Source organism: Pelomonas sp. Root1444 (genome assembly GCF_001426885.1).
Lineage (GTDB): Bacteria > Pseudomonadota > Gammaproteobacteria > Burkholderiales > Burkholderiaceae_C > Pelomonas.
Map to the genome: position 1 here is coordinate 328,851 of NZ_LMFP01000003.1, position 12,964 is coordinate 341,814.

Consider the following 12,964-nt stretch of genomic DNA (forward strand, 5'->3'; position numbering starts at 1 on the left):
TCAGCCGCGCGCCAGCGTCGCGGTGTCGTCGCAGGGCACGGCCCGGAACACCGGCAGCGCCTCCGCCGCCGCCGCATGCGCGGCCAGGTGCGGGAACTCCGTCACCGGTGCGGCCTCGGGCAGCACGAACTGCGTGAAGCCCCACGCCACGGCCACGCTGATGCCGGATTGGCGGATGCCACCTTCGCTGACTTCCAGCGGCTGCGAAGCCAACTCGGCGTCGAGGGCCGTGAACGCCGCGTGCAACTGCCCGCTGACGCGCTGGATCCACGGCTCGTGGCGCTTCTCCGCGGGCCGCAGGCCGCGTTCGTAGATGATCTGCGCGGTCTTCTCGCACGCCGCCAGTGCCAGACCGATGAGGCGCAGCTCGTGCACCAGCGCGGCGGGGTCGGTGGGCGACAGGCTGCGGCCGGCCAGCGCCTCGGCGTACTGCAGGATCAGCGTGGAATCCATCAGCACGCCGCCGCCATCTTCTTCCCGGCAGATCAGCGTGGGCGCCTTGACCACCGGGTTGATCTGCTCGAAGGCATCGAAGCCTCGGAACACCGAGATCGCCGCATGCTCGAAGGGCAGGCCCAGCAGCCGCAGCGAGATCGCGACGCGGCGCACGAAGGGGGAGTCGAGCATGCCGATCAGCTTCATGGTGCGTCTGCCGGTTCTTCGCCGCGCAGCAGGCGGTCCAGGAATTCGGGCCCGTGGCGGCGTTCGATCTCGGCCTGCACCACGTGGTTGTAGCCCGCGGCATAAGCGGACGACTGCGGCGTCGACTTGCCCCGGTCGACCCAGACGATGCCGTGCCGGCGCTTGAGACGCTCGGCCTTGGCCGTGTCTGCCTTGCTGGGTGGCTTGGCAGCGTCGAGTCTGAACAGCTTCAGCGGGCCGTCCGACTCGACGTCCTTGCGGGCCTCGGCCTCGCCCTTGGCGAACGACTCGGCCGGGTTGGCGATGCGCAGGTCGACGGAGGCGATCAACTGCCGCTCCGTCTTCAGCACACTGCCGTCCGAAGCGCCGAACTGGTTGAACATCCCGAGCACGACCGCGACGGCCAGCAGCGCGGCCAGCACTGCCACCACATGCACCTTGCGCACGCCACGGCGGCGATACCACTGCGGTTCCACCCACTCAGAGACCATGGCCACCCACCGGTCGGGTTTCGCGGTGTTCGCCGAAGGCGGCGATCAGCGGCATGGCCTGCGCGATGACGGCCTTGACGGCCGGCAGTTGCAGCGAGGCCTTGTGCGCGTCGGCACCGGTCCAGACCTCGGTGACCCAGATCGTCTCGTCGTCCGCCGGGTCCTCGGCCACCACATAGCTCACGCAACCCGGCAGCGCGCCGGCCTCGGCCAGCAGCAGCTTGACCAGGTCGCCACGCCGCCCTGGCGCGGCCTTGAAACTGCCAATCAATCCGTACATCCCATCAACTCCTTGATTTCCGCTGGCCGGCAAGCGGCGCCAATGCCAGCTGAACGCGCGCTTGCCAGGTCGCCTGCTCGGCCGCGCTCCAGTCCGGCCAGTGCGGCGCCTGGCCTTCCAGTTCGTCCGCCAGCGCCTGCAAGCCGGTCGAGCCGGACACCTTGGCAGCAAGGCTGAGCCGGGCCAGCCATTCCTGCACCTGCCGCATGCGCGGATAGGCGGCAAACAGCCATCGTGCCACGTCCGGCCGCGTGCGCCAGTCGGCATCGCCGAAACGGGCCACCGCCAAGGCCGTCAGCCGCTGCCCGGCGCCCAGGCAGTCGAACGCCACGCAGCCGGCAAAACTCCGCTCGATCAGCGCGTCATGGATGCCGCAGCGGTGGTCTGGGCAGAGGTGGTGGCAGGGCGTCTCGGCTGCCTTGTCGAAGCCGAACCCCTGCGCCGCATCGAAGGGCGGGATCACGCAGCACAGCGCCACGCAGGCCGAGCAGTCGGCCTTCAGGTGCGCTGGCAGCCGGGCCTCGGTCACGCTCCCGGGTGGCGCGGCAACGCTCACTCAGCGTCGGGGGACACGCCCACCATCCAGCCCACGCCGAAGCGGTCGTTGACCATGCCGAACAGCGGCGCCCAGAAAGTCTTGCCCAGCGGCATGGTCACCTGCCCGCCGTCGGCCAGCGCGGCGAAGGCCTCGCGGGCAACGTCCTGGTCGGGGCAGTCCAGCGACAACGAGAAGCCCTTGAAGCCGCCTTCACCATTGCACATGCCGTCGGACATCATGACCAGCGCGCCGCCGATGTGCACCGAGGCATGCATGATCTTGTTCTCCGAGCCCGGCGGCAGCATGCCCTCGGGCGGCGGCTCCGGGCTTTCGGAGTTGCGCATCATGAACTCCACCTTGGCGCCGAGCGCCTGCTGGTAGAACTCGATGGCCTCTTCGCAGCGGCCGTCGAAAAACAAGTAGGGGTCGATTTTCATCGCGGTCTCTCCTTTGACAGGGATTGGCTGACTCTACGGACTCTTGAAGTCGCCGGCGGTCGAAATGATGAAGTTCTTCGCGTCAATGTGTTTGCGCCAAGCCGCGTTGGCCTGCTCGACCGTCACCGCCGCCAGCGCCTCGTCGCGCTTCTGGGCGATGGCCCAGGTCTCGCCGCGCTCGGCCAGGCTGGTGAGGCCGCCGGCCAAGGCGCCGGGGTCGGCGCGGCCCTGCTTGCGGCCCTCCAGGATGTCCTTCTTGGCGCGCGCCAGCTCGGCCGCCGTCACGCCCTGGGTGCCCATGCGGGCCACTTCTTCCTGCACGACGGCGATGACGCGCTCGCGCTTGTCCGGCGCGTAGCTGGCCTGGATGGCGAAGCTGCCCGCATTGCCCCAGTAGCCGGCAGACAGGCTGGCGCCGATGCCGTAGGTCAGCCCTTCCTTCTGGCGCACGCGCTCGGACAGCCGGCTCTCCAGCCCGCCGCCGCCGAAGATGTGCACGGCCAGTTCCAGGGCCGGGTAGTCCGGGTCCTCGCTGTTCAGCGGCAGCGTCTCGTGCAGGCGCACGATGGCGTTGGCCTTGTCGCGCGCGATGGCGTCGAAGCGCGCCGGCGGCACGGTGACATGCTGCTGGATGTGGCGCACGTACTTGGGCGCGGCCGGCTTCTTCCAGTCGCCGAAGAGCTTGTCGATCTCGGCGGCCAGGCCGTCCGGCAATGCGCCGACCGCGCTGACATGGGCGTCGTTGGCGCTCCAGTAATCGGCATAGAAGCGCTTCACGTCGTCCAGCGTCGTCGCCTTCAGGTTGGCGATGCGCTCGTCCACGCTCATCACGTAGTCGGGGTGGCCCAGGCTGACGCCGCGCGCCTTGTTGTAGTGGGCGCGCGTGGCCTCCTGGCGCAGCACGCCGGGCTCCTGGCGCGAGGCCTCGATGCCCGCGACGGCCGCCTTGATCTCGCGGTCGAACGCGTCCTGCGGCAGCAGCGGCTTGCGCAGCGCATCGGCGGCCACGCGCAGGGCCGGCAACAGCGTGTCGCGTTCGGCGCTGATGAAGATGCTGGCGCCTTGGTCGTAGCTCGTGACGTTGAAGCTGGCGCGCAGCTTGATGAGCGCGTCCTGCAACTGCTGGCGCGTGTAGCTGGCGCTGCCTTCGTCCATCAGCTGGCCGACCAGGCCGGTGCCGTTGCGAGCGAAGGTCGCGTCGCGCTCGCCCCAGCGCAGCTGCATCTGCACCACCACCGTGTTGCCGCGCGTCTGCTTCTGCAGGGTGTGCAGCGCGATGCCGCTGGGCAACGTGGTGCGCTTCGTGCGCGACTCCAGCACGGCGGGCACCGGCTCGAGCTGCTCACCCTCCTCCACCTTGGGCGGGCCTTGGAGGGAGGCCAGCCGTGCGCTGAGCGACGGCGCGGCGGGGATGTCGACGCGCTCGATCTTGTCGGCCGGCAGGTAGCGGCCCAGCGTGCGGTTGGCCGGGCGGAAGTAGGCGGCGCGCACGCGCTCGACGTCGGCCAGCGTGACCTTGGGGATGTCTTCCATCAGCTGGAACAGCAGCCGCCAGTCGCCCGCGGCGATCAGCCCGGAGATCTGCTGGATCAGCGCCTCGGGGTTCTTCATCTGCTGGCGGTAGCTGTTGACGGCGATGTCACGCACGCGCGCCAGCTCGCTCTCGTCGAACGGCTTGACCGTGCGGCCATCACCTCGACCTTCAGCCAGGTCCAGCAGCTGCGTCTCGATCTTGGCCACATCTGCATCCGGCGGCAGCACTGCAAAGGCGCTGACCGTCCCCGGGTCGGCCCCGCCGGCGCCGCCGATGCCGGCGGCCACCGCCAGCTTGGGTTCCACCAGCTGCTTGAAGAGCTGGCCGCTGGGCTGCAGGCTCATCAGCAGGCCGTAGACGATCAGCGGCGCCGTGTCCGGGTGGGTGATGGCCGGCACGTGATAACTGGCCAACAGGATGGGCTGGCCACCGACGCGGCGCACGACGACCGTGCGCTCGCCGTCCTGGGCCGGCTCCACCGTGTACGGCTGAGGCACCGGTGTGGCCGGCTTGGCCACTGCGCCGAAATGCCGGCTGATGAGCGCGAGCGTCGCGGCCTTGTCGAACTGCCCGGCGATCAGCAGCGTCGCGTTGTCGGGCCGGTAGTAGCGCTTGTAGAACGCCTGCAGCTTCTCGATGGGCACGTTCTCGATGTCACTGCGCGGGCCGATGGTGGCGTGGCCATAGGGGTGCCAGGCGAACGCCGCCGCGTTGACGCGCTGCGACAGCACGGCGAACGGCTGGTTCTCGCCGCGCTCGAACTCGTTGCGCACCACCGTCATCTCGGTGTCCAGGTCGGCCTTGGCGACCCGGCTGTTGGCCATGCGGTCGGCCTCCAGGTCGAGCAGGAAGGCCAGCGTGTCGGCATTCGCGTTGAAGCTGGCGAAGTAGTTGGTGCGGTCCACCGTCGTCGTGCCGTTGAAGCGCACGCCGCGCTGGGCCATCTGGCCGGGGATGTCCTTCTGCCGCTCGGTGCCCTTGAACAGCATGTGCTCCAGCAGGTGGGCCATGCCGTACTCGCCGGGTGCCTCGTGGCGGCTGCCGACGCGGTAGGTGATGTTGACCGTGGTGGTGGTCTGCGTCGCATCCGGGAAGAGCAGGACCTGCAGGCCGTTGGGCAGGCGGTACTCCTCGATGCCGCCGAGCTCACGCACCCGCTCCGGCTGCGCGACGACGGCCGCAGGGGCTGGCGCCACCGCGCGGGCCGCGGCCGGCTTGGCCTTGGCGGCCGCGGGCGGCGGCAAGGGCTGCGCCTGACCCACAGCCAGGGCCAGGCCCAACAGCGCGACGCCCAGGCCCCGGGCCATGCGCCCATCCAGCTTGATCCTCATCTTGTCTCTCTCCAGGATTGCCGCCATCGGGTCGGCCGACGGCATTCTGCGCGGTTTCGCGGCCGCGGCCCTTCGCCAAGCCGTGGCGGCAACCGGCTAAAGCCGTGCCAGCAGCGCCGTGAGCACTTCTTCGCTGGCCGGCTTGGTCAGGTGCTCGTCGAAACCTGCGGCGCGCGAGCGCTTCTTGTCCTCCTCCGAGCCCCAGCCGGTCAGCGCCACCAGCAGCGTCTTGGCGAAGTTCGGGTCCTGCCGCAGCCGCGCGGCGAACTCATAGCCGCCCATGCCGGGCATGCCCACGTCGCAGAAGATCGCCTGCGGCTTGAAGGCCGGCGCCACGTTGAGCGCCGCCTGCCCGCTGTGCTCGACCCGCACCTCATGACCGCCCAGCGACAGCAGCAGGCCCAGCACCGTGGCTGCGTCCTCGTTGTCGTCGACGACGAGGATGCGCAAGGCCTTGGCCGCCGCCGCCGCGGGCGGCGCGGCGGGCTGCTGCGGCGGGAGCGACTCCTGCAGCAGCGGCAGGCGGATGGTGAAGGTGCTGCCCTGCGCCGGCCCCGGGCTGCTGGCGTCGACCTCGCCGCCATGCATCTGCACCAGGCTGCGCACCAGGGCCAGGCCGATGCCCAGGCCGCCCTGCGAGCGCTCCAGCGAACGGTTCACCTGCGCGAACATGTCGAAGACGCGCGCGATCATGTCCGCCGGCAGCCCGATGCCACTGTCGCGCACCGTCAGCACGGCCTCCTGGCCAATGCTCGTCAGCATGACCTCGATGCGGCCGCCGTCGGGCGTGTACTTGGCCGCGTTGTTCACCAGGTTGCTGACGGACTGCGCCAGGCGTGTCAGGTCGCCGTCCACCAGCACCTCGTGGTCGGGCAGGTTGACGGTGAGCTGGTGGCCGCCGCGGGCGATCAGCGGCTGGCAGGACTCCAGCGCCGTGTCGACGACGCTGCGCATGTCCAGCCGCTCGCGCTGCAGCTTGAGCTTGCCGGTCGAGATGCGCGACACCTCCAGCAGATCGTCGATGAGGTGCAGCAGCTGGTTCATCTGCCGCTCCATCATGTCGGTCACGCTTTTCATCCGCGCCGGGTTGTCCGGCTGCCGGGCCAGCAGTTGCAGGCCGGTACGGATGGGCGCCAGCGGGTTGCGCAGCTCATGCGCCAGCGTCGCCAGGAACTCATCCTTGCGCTGGTCGGCCAGGCGCAGCGCCCGGTCGGCACGCAGCAGCGAGTCGATCTGGTCGCGGATCTGGTACTGCCAACGGCGGCCGCGCAGCGCAGTCATGACGGCGCTGAGCATGGACCGCGTGGATGACGGCCGGTCCAGCACCGTCAGGTTGCGCAGCCGCGCCTCGCGCAGCGCCGGCGTGTCCAGCCCCTGGCGGCACAGCGCCAGCACAGGCAGGTTGGACCAGGCCGGCTGCGCGTCCAGCGCACGCAGCAGCTGCCCGAAGCCGGGGTCGGTCAGGGTCAGGTCGGTCACCATCAGGGCGCCGGCACCGTCGGCGATCAGCGACTCGGCATGCCCCCAGCCATGGCCGACAACCCCCTCGATGCCGGCCGCGCTCAGCAGGCGGCCGGTGACCTCGGCATCCCGCGCCGTCGGCGCCAGCACGACGACCCGCTCGCTGTACGAATGATCACGTTCGTGGAGCGTCATCATCACCTGGGGCAGAGCGGGCCAGCGAATCGACCTCGACGGGAACGCCGCTCAGCACGCCGCGCAGATGCTCCAGCGGCGGTCCGAGGTGCACGCCATCCCGGTTGAACCAGAGCTGGCGGATGGTGTCTTCATGCGGGCCGCTGCGCTTCTTGACCACCGAAATGGCCTTGCGCACGCTGCCCTGGTGCTCGTACATGCGCAGCAGCATGACGCTGTCGGCCAGGTAGCTGGCATCGACGACATTGCGCATGCCCGCACCGAACATGCCCGACTGCGCCGCGACAAGAAAGGTCGCCACACCATGGTTGTTCAAATAGGTGAGCAGCTCGTGCAACTGCACGGTCAGCGCCCGTTCGCCGGGCATGGCGTTCATGTAGCCGTTCAGGCTGTCGATGACGATCACCGTCGCGCCGTGCACCTCGACCGACTCGCGCACGAGGTTGGCGAACTGGCCCGGCAGCACCTCGGCGGCGTCGAGCTGGCGCACCATCAGCTTGCCCGGCCCCACGCCTTCGTCGACCGTCATGCCCAGGCCCTTCAGCCGTGCCAGCAGCAGCGCGCGCGATTCCTCGAAGGTGAACACGGCGGCATGGCCGCCGCGCCGCGCGGTTGCGACCGCGTACTGCGCCGCGATCGTGGACTTGCCCGAACCCGCCGGGCCGATCAACAACGTCGCGGTGCCGCGCTCGATGCCGCCGCCGAGCAGGTCGTCCAGCGCCTGCGCGCCGCTGGGCACCACGTCGCGGTCGAAGGGCCTGCCGTGCTCCTTGGCCGTCAGGCGCGGAAAGACTTGCAGGCCGCCGCGCCGGATCAGCATGTCCTGCTGGCCGCTGATGAAATCGCTGCCGCGGAACTTGGTGATGCGCACTTGGCGCAGTGCCGGGCCATAGGCGGGGATGCTGCGGTCCAGCGCGATGACGCCGTGGGCGATGCTGTGCACCTGGGTGTCGATGTCCCGGCCGGAGCGGTCGTCCAGGAACAGCACCGTGCAGCCGCGGCCGATGAAGAACTGCTTGAACGCCAGGATCTGGCGGCGGTAGCGCAGCGAGCTCTGGGCCAGCAGGCGCAGTTCGGACAGCGAGTCCAGCACCATGCGCGTGGGCTTGAAGCGCTCGACCGCTTCCAGGATGCGCTTGGTCGTCTCGTTGAGCTCCACCTCCGACGGGTGGTACATCGTCAGCTCGGAGTCGCCGAACAGGTCGTGCTCGCTGACGATGAACTCGACGATCTCGATGCCGTCGAGCGACCAGCCGTGCGATGCCGCGCCCGAACGCAGCTCACCGGCCGTCTCGCCCAGCGTCACATACAGCGTGCGCTCGCCGTCGCGCACGCCCTGCATCAGGTATTGCAAGGCCAACGTGGTCTTGCCGGCACCAGGTTCACCGTCGATCAGATAAAGCTGTCCCGCGATCAGTCCGCCGTGCAGGACCTCATCCAGGCCGGGGACGCCGCTCGCGGAACGGGTTGTGCGCCCAGTCATCGCAATGCTCCAGTCAGGGTGGATTGACGGAGCAGTTTAGGACCTATGGCGACGTCCGGCCGCCGTCGACCGCGTCGATGCGTCAGGCCGGTGCGGTTGGCGCGTGCAAGCAAGGGCTTGAGATGACGCGGCCGGCCGCTGAGGCAAGCCGCGGGAACTCCAGCCCGACACCGTGGCGCACCGGCAGATCGATGCGGGTGATCCTGCCGCTGCCCGCGGTGCTTTCGATCCGCATCGTGCCGCCCAGTTGCTGGCAGAGCCGCCGGACGATGGACAAGCCGATGCCTTCGCCCGGCGTCGGCGCCGCCACCGCCATGCCGGGTCCGCAAAGGGATGCGAGGGCGCTGTCCGTGCCCGGGTCACCGCCGGCGTCCACGACCTCGATATACCAGCGGCCGGCGTCGGCATCACACAGCCCGTACGACAGCATCACGTCGGCACCGCGTGTGTACTGAATGGCGTTGAGCATGAGGTTCTGCGTGATGCGCCCGAGCATCAACGGGTCGCTCTCGGCCATCAGGCTCGCCGGGCCGCTGATACGCAGCCGCAGCCCCCGCGAACTGGCCATGATGCGCAGGCTGTCACACATGTCGCGCAGCGCCGTGGCCATGTCGATGCGGCAGAGAACCACGGCTTCATGCCCGGCACTGAGCCGTGCCTGATCGGCCGCGACATTCAACAGCGCCCGCAGGCCGGCGACGTTGCGATCCAGCACACCCAGCAGCTCCAGCCGGCGGGCCTCGGTGACCGGCTTGTGCAACTGCGCCGTCACCAACGTGACCACGGCGAGCCTGCCGCGCAGGTCGTGCACGGCCTGCCGCCACAGCTCGGCGGTCGGCGCGCCGGGCACGGCGAATTGCGAATCCATGATGGAACCTTGATGCATCGACGGAAGGCTCCGGGTTTGCTGAAGACGACACCGGCGGTGCAGCCGCCGGCGATTGGCTACTTGGCGCGCGGCGCGACCGAGACCACGACGGCGGCCTTCGCAGCCCCCGTGGCGGGCAGCTCCGGCGCTGCCGGCGCAGGCGCCTTCTTGGGCTTCTTCAGTTCCTTGTTGCCACGTTGACCTTTGGACATGAGTGCTTTCGTTGATTCGGACCGCGTGCAAGCAAAGCGCGTCGCACAAGCTCTTTTAGACGTTCCCTCGCGCCGCAACCGTGCGTTGGCGCACGCAGCAAGCCCGGCGCCTGCCGGTACCTGGCCGCCCGCCGATCGGGCGCGTCTGGTCACGCAGAATGGCGCCCCGGCCATGGACGAGCCTGCTGGTCGCGCCGTGCCCTGCCCCGTCGGCGCCGGGCCTGGCTGGTCGCATCGGCCGGGCGGCGCGGGCGACCGCGGGTCACATTGCGGCCATCCCGACCACGCAGCAAGGACGAAGCATGGACTACCGAGCCCTTTTGAGCATCCCGCTGGCGGCCTTGGCCCTCACCGCCAGTGGTGGCGACGCGCTGCGCCAGCCTGCAGGCTGGATAGCGGGCGCCAGCCACCCCTGGCCGGGCAACACGCATGAGGCGGGCGTCGCCGCCGAGACGGAGAACAGCGGCCAGCGCGCCCTCACCATCAAGGCGCTCGGCGAGCGCAAGGCCGATGAGATCGGCAGCATCAGCCAGCCGCTCTGGGGCTATGCCAATCAGCGCATACGCTTTTCCGCACAGGTGAAGGCGACCGGCGTGGACGGCTGGGCCGGGATCGCCGTCGCCGCGGACGGCATGCCGCTCTTTCTCCTGCCAAGTTCTCCGGAGGCCGCGGCCGACGCCACGGCCCCGCGCGGCGCCGCCGGCTGCCCCGACTGGTGCGAAGTGAGCGTCGTGGCTGACATCCCCGCAGCAGGCAACGGCATGGCCACTGTCGGCCTGGCCCTGATCGGCAACGGCCAGGTCTGGGCACGCGGCTTCAAGCTGGAGACCGTCGGGCCCGAGGTGCCGGTCACTTCGCACCGCTTCGGCGCCGAGGCCGCTGCGGTCATCAAAGCCGACAGGGAGTGGAACGAGTGGCAGATGCGCAACCGGAACCCCACGCCACCGCAAAACCTGTCGTTGCAGTAAGGCGGCCGAGCCGCCCTTGCATCAGAACCCCCTTCAAGGCAAGCCCATATGGACTACCGCACCCTCCTCCTCGCACCGCTGGCCGCCCTCGTGCTCAGCGTCAGCGCCACCACCCCGCTGCGCCTGCCCTCAGGCTGGCTCGAGCACAACACTTTCCTCTTTTCCGAAGCCACGCTGTCGGCCTCGAAGGGCTACGAAATCGGCATCGATCCCGCCAGCGACGCAGCCGGCAGCCCCAGTCTGACGGTCCGCTTCGTGACGCCCACGAAGCCCTGGGTCGTTGACATGGGCGCGGCGCACCAACTCCTGTCCGGCTACGCGGGCCAACGGCTGCGCTTGAGCGGCCAGCTGCGGGCCGACGCCGTGAAGGGATGGGCCGGACTCTTTCTCGGCCGGGGCGCCTGGGGCCAGCTGGACCGGATCGTGGCAGCCGGGCCGGGTGCCGAGGCGCTGCTGCCCGCTGGCACCGCCGTCGCGCCCGACGGGGACTGGCATGAGGTCAGTGTCGTGTTCGACGTGCCAGCCGACGCGGCGCAAACAATCCTCGGCCTCGCCCTGGTCGGGGAGGGCCAGGTCTGGGCGCGGAACCTTCAGTTCCAGGTCGTCGGCGCCGAGGTACCGACAACCCCCACGACGATAGGCGTCGACCTGCAATCGGCGCGGCGCGCCGATGCTGAACACATGGCGCAGATGGCGAAGAAACCACCCTCGCCGCTGCTGAACGCGGCGCTGGATTGAGCCCGGCCATGCCGCGCCCGCCGCTGCACCGCGCCCTCCTACCCGCCTTGCTGTTCTGGGCGACGTTGGCCCTGTTGCACTGGGTCTGGCCCCATGCCCGCTGGCTGGCCCCGGCCGCACAGCTCTGGCTGGCCTACAGCGCCGCGTGGTTCACGCTCAACTGGCGCTGGTGGCCGCTGGCCGTGCCGCTGGCCGCGGCGCTGGGCGCGGCGGCGGGGACGCTGCTGCTGCCGGCCATCGACCTGGTGCATTGGCAGAGCCCGCTGTCGCTGTGGCGGCCCTGGCTGCCGGCCTTCGCCTTCGCGCTGCTGATGCATCTGCCGCTGCGCTGGTGGCGCTGGCGCGAGGAGCAGGCCATTGCGCTGCGGCTGGCCCGCGCCGAGCACACGGCCGCCATGGCCGAGCTGTCGCGCCAGGTCAGCCTGACCGAACTGAAGGCGCTGCAGGCGCAGGTGGAGCCGCACTTCCTGTTCAACGCGCTGGCCAGCCTGCAGCAGCTGATCCGCAGCCAACCGGCCACGGCCGAGCGCTTTCTCGGCGCGCTGCATGACTACCTGCGGCTGGCCCTGCCCTCGCTGCGCGAGCCCATGAGCACGCTGGACCGCGAGTTCGAACTGGCGCGCGCCTACCTCACGGTCATGGCCACGCGGCTGGGCGAGCGCCTGCGCTTCGACCTGCACGCCCAGCCCGGCTGCAATGACCACCCGCTGCCGCCGCTGATGCTGCTGACGCTGGTGGAGAACGCGGTGCGACATGGCATCGAGCCCAAGCCGCAGGGCGGGCGCATCGACCTGGACGCGCGCCGCGAGGGCGAACGCTTCGTGCTCGAGGTGCGCGACGACGGCGTCGGCCTGCAGGCGGCCCCGGCATCGCCCACTCCAGACCAAGGCCTTGGCCTGGCCAACCTGCGTGACCGACTGGCCGGCCTGTACTGCGGATCGGCACGCCTGAGCATCCAGCAGCCCGCCGCCGGCGGCGTCTGCGCGCGCATCGAACTGCCTTGGGAAGAAAAACGGAACGAATGAAGCACCCCACCGCCCTGCTGATCGAAGACGAAACCCTGCCGCGCCAGCGCCTGCGCGAAGGCCTGGCCGAGCTGTGGCCGCAGCTGCGAGTCCTCGGCGAGGCCGAGGACGGCGACCACGGTTTGGCTCTCGTGCTGGAGCTGCGGCCCGACATCGTCTTCGTCGACATCCGCCTGCCCGGGCTGGACGGGCTGCAGCTGGCGCGGCGCATCAAGGGCCTCTGCCACGTGGTCTTCGTCACCGCCTACGACGCGCATGCGCTGACCGCCTTCGACCAGGGCGCGGTGGACTACCTGCTCAAGCCCCTTGCCACGGAACGCCTGCGCGAGACGGTGCAGCGGCTGCAGCAGCGCCTGCAGCTGCCCCCGGTCGAGCTGGCGCGCTGGCTGCAGCAATGGGCGCCGCCCGAGCTGCCGGCCGCCCCAGCGGCCCCGGCCGCGCCGCTGCGCTGGCTGCAGGCCTCGCAGGGCGAGCGGCTGCACCTGGTGATGGTGGCCGACGTGAGCCACTTCCGCAGCGACAACAAGTACACCTGCGCCGTCACGGCCGAGGGCGAGTTCCTGCTGCGCCTGTCGCTGCGCGAACTGCTCGCCCAGCTCGACGCCGAGCAGTTCTGGCAGATCCATCGCGCGGTCGTCGTCAACCTGGCGCAGGTGGCGCGCGTGGAGCGCAGCCTGGGCGGCATGGACGTGCTGCTCAAGGACGGCCGCACACGGCTGCCGGTGAGCCAGAGCTTCCAGCCGCGCTTCAAGCCGATGTGA

The 12,964-nt window shown here is 70.0% G+C and carries 14 protein-coding genes; 4 read left to right on the forward strand and 10 right to left on the reverse strand.

The genetic code is table 11. The features are described 5' to 3' along the window. From ASD35_RS04305 to ASD35_RS28295, 10 genes are all read right to left on the reverse strand, one after another. Window positions 1-642: a glutathione S-transferase family protein gene (locus ASD35_RS04305; RefSeq protein WP_056873665.1), complete on the reverse strand. Its 642-nt coding sequence runs from the start codon at window positions 640-642 to the stop codon at window positions 1-3. Next, entirely contained in the window at window positions 639-1,133 is a 495-nt protein-coding gene (locus ASD35_RS04310; RefSeq protein WP_157275369.1) for a hypothetical protein, read from the reverse strand. Before ASD35_RS04310 ends, ASD35_RS04305 begins: the two co-directional genes overlap by 4 nt. Beyond that, window positions 1,123-1,413: a putative quinol monooxygenase gene (locus ASD35_RS04315; protein ID WP_056873667.1), complete on the reverse strand. Its 291-nt coding sequence runs from the start codon at window positions 1,411-1,413 to the stop codon at window positions 1,123-1,125. The genes ASD35_RS04310 and ASD35_RS04315 overlap by 11 nt, the downstream gene beginning before the upstream one ends. 4 nt (window positions 1,414-1,417) lie before the next feature. Further along, window positions 1,418-1,969, reverse strand: a complete 552-nt coding sequence (locus ASD35_RS04320) for a hypothetical protein (RefSeq protein WP_157275370.1) — start codon at window positions 1,967-1,969, stop codon at window positions 1,418-1,420. Next, a complete protein-coding gene (locus tag ASD35_RS04325; protein ID WP_056873669.1) occupies window positions 1,966-2,388 on the reverse strand; it encodes a VOC family protein in 423 nt (140 codons plus the stop codon). Before ASD35_RS04325 ends, ASD35_RS04320 begins: the two co-directional genes overlap by 4 nt. Before the next feature lie 33 nt (window positions 2,389-2,421). Next, window positions 2,422-5,253: a pitrilysin family protein gene (locus tag ASD35_RS04330; protein ID WP_056873670.1), complete on the reverse strand. Its 2,832-nt coding sequence runs from the start codon at window positions 5,251-5,253 to the stop codon at window positions 2,422-2,424. A gap of 96 nt (window positions 5,254-5,349) precedes the next feature. Beyond that, window positions 5,350-6,909, reverse strand: a complete 1,560-nt coding sequence (locus ASD35_RS04335; RefSeq protein WP_056874590.1) for an ATP-binding protein — start codon at window positions 6,907-6,909, stop codon at window positions 5,350-5,352. Continuing rightward, complete coding sequence (locus tag ASD35_RS04340; RefSeq protein WP_056873671.1) at window positions 6,890-8,392, reverse strand: ATPase domain-containing protein; 1,503 nt, start codon at window positions 8,390-8,392, stop codon at window positions 6,890-6,892. The genes ASD35_RS04335 and ASD35_RS04340 overlap by 20 nt, the downstream gene beginning before the upstream one ends. 82 nt (window positions 8,393-8,474) lie before the next feature. Then, on the reverse strand, window positions 8,475-9,260 hold the full coding sequence (locus ASD35_RS04345) for a HAMP domain-containing sensor histidine kinase (protein ID WP_162254421.1): 786 nt from the start codon (window positions 9,258-9,260) through the stop codon (window positions 8,475-8,477). A 77-nt stretch (window positions 9,261-9,337) separates the two neighbouring features. Then, entirely contained in the window at window positions 9,338-9,472 is a 135-nt protein-coding gene (locus ASD35_RS28295; protein WP_255354493.1) for a hypothetical protein, read from the reverse strand. A 302-nt stretch (window positions 9,473-9,774) separates the two neighbouring features. Between ASD35_RS28295 and ASD35_RS04350 the strand changes: the two genes are divergently transcribed. From ASD35_RS04350 to ASD35_RS04365, 4 genes are read left to right on the forward strand one after another with little or no spacing between them, the layout of a single operon-like run. Then, a complete protein-coding gene (locus tag ASD35_RS04350; RefSeq protein WP_157275372.1) occupies window positions 9,775-10,440 on the forward strand; it encodes a hypothetical protein in 666 nt (221 codons plus the stop codon). Window positions 10,441-10,488: 48 nt separating this feature from the next. After that, complete coding sequence (locus ASD35_RS04355) at window positions 10,489-11,178, forward strand: hypothetical protein (RefSeq protein WP_056873674.1); 690 nt, start codon at window positions 10,489-10,491, stop codon at window positions 11,176-11,178. Window positions 11,179-11,186: 8 nt separating this feature from the next. Further along, entirely contained in the window at window positions 11,187-12,203 is a 1,017-nt protein-coding gene (locus ASD35_RS04360) for a sensor histidine kinase (RefSeq protein WP_056873675.1), read from the forward strand. Beyond that, a complete protein-coding gene (locus ASD35_RS04365; protein WP_056873676.1) occupies window positions 12,200-12,964 on the forward strand; it encodes a LytTR family DNA-binding domain-containing protein in 765 nt (254 codons plus the stop codon). The genes ASD35_RS04360 and ASD35_RS04365 overlap by 4 nt, the downstream gene beginning before the upstream one ends.

Excerpts from the sequence above, each read along its gene's own strand:
- ASD35_RS04305 (WP_056873665.1), bottom strand. The coding sequence starts at position 642 with ATGAAGCTGATCGGCATGCTCGACTCCCCCTTCGTGCGCCGCGTCGCG.
- ASD35_RS04335 (WP_056874590.1), bottom strand. The coding sequence starts at position 6,909 with ATGACGCTCCACGAACGTGATCATTCGTACAGCGAGCGGGTCGTCGTG.
- ASD35_RS04345 (WP_162254421.1), bottom strand. The coding sequence starts at position 9,260 with ATGGATTCGCAATTCGCCGTGCCCGGCGCGCCGACCGCCGAGCTGTGG.
- ASD35_RS04365 (WP_056873676.1), top strand. The coding sequence starts at position 12,200 with ATGAAGCACCCCACCGCCCTGCTGATCGAAGACGAAACCCTGCCGCGC.
- ASD35_RS04340 (WP_056873671.1), bottom strand. The coding sequence starts at position 8,392 with ATGACTGGGCGCACAACCCGTTCCGCGAGCGGCGTCCCCGGCCTGGAT.
- ASD35_RS04310 (WP_157275369.1), bottom strand. The coding sequence starts at position 1,133 with ATGGTCTCTGAGTGGGTGGAACCGCAGTGGTATCGCCGCCGTGGCGTG.
- ASD35_RS04315 (WP_056873667.1), bottom strand. The coding sequence starts at position 1,413 with ATGTACGGATTGATTGGCAGTTTCAAGGCCGCGCCAGGGCGGCGTGGC.
- ASD35_RS04325 (WP_056873669.1), bottom strand. The coding sequence starts at position 2,388 with ATGAAAATCGACCCCTACTTGTTTTTCGACGGCCGCTGCGAAGAGGCC.
- ASD35_RS04355 (WP_056873674.1), top strand. The coding sequence starts at position 10,489 with ATGGACTACCGCACCCTCCTCCTCGCACCGCTGGCCGCCCTCGTGCTC.
- ASD35_RS04350 (WP_157275372.1), top strand. The coding sequence starts at position 9,775 with ATGGACTACCGAGCCCTTTTGAGCATCCCGCTGGCGGCCTTGGCCCTC.
- ASD35_RS28295 (WP_255354493.1), bottom strand. The coding sequence starts at position 9,472 with ATGTCCAAAGGTCAACGTGGCAACAAGGAACTGAAGAAGCCCAAGAAG.
- ASD35_RS04360 (WP_056873675.1), top strand. The coding sequence starts at position 11,187 with ATGCCGCGCCCGCCGCTGCACCGCGCCCTCCTACCCGCCTTGCTGTTC.
- ASD35_RS04330 (WP_056873670.1), bottom strand. The coding sequence starts at position 5,253 with ATGAGGATCAAGCTGGATGGGCGCATGGCCCGGGGCCTGGGCGTCGCG.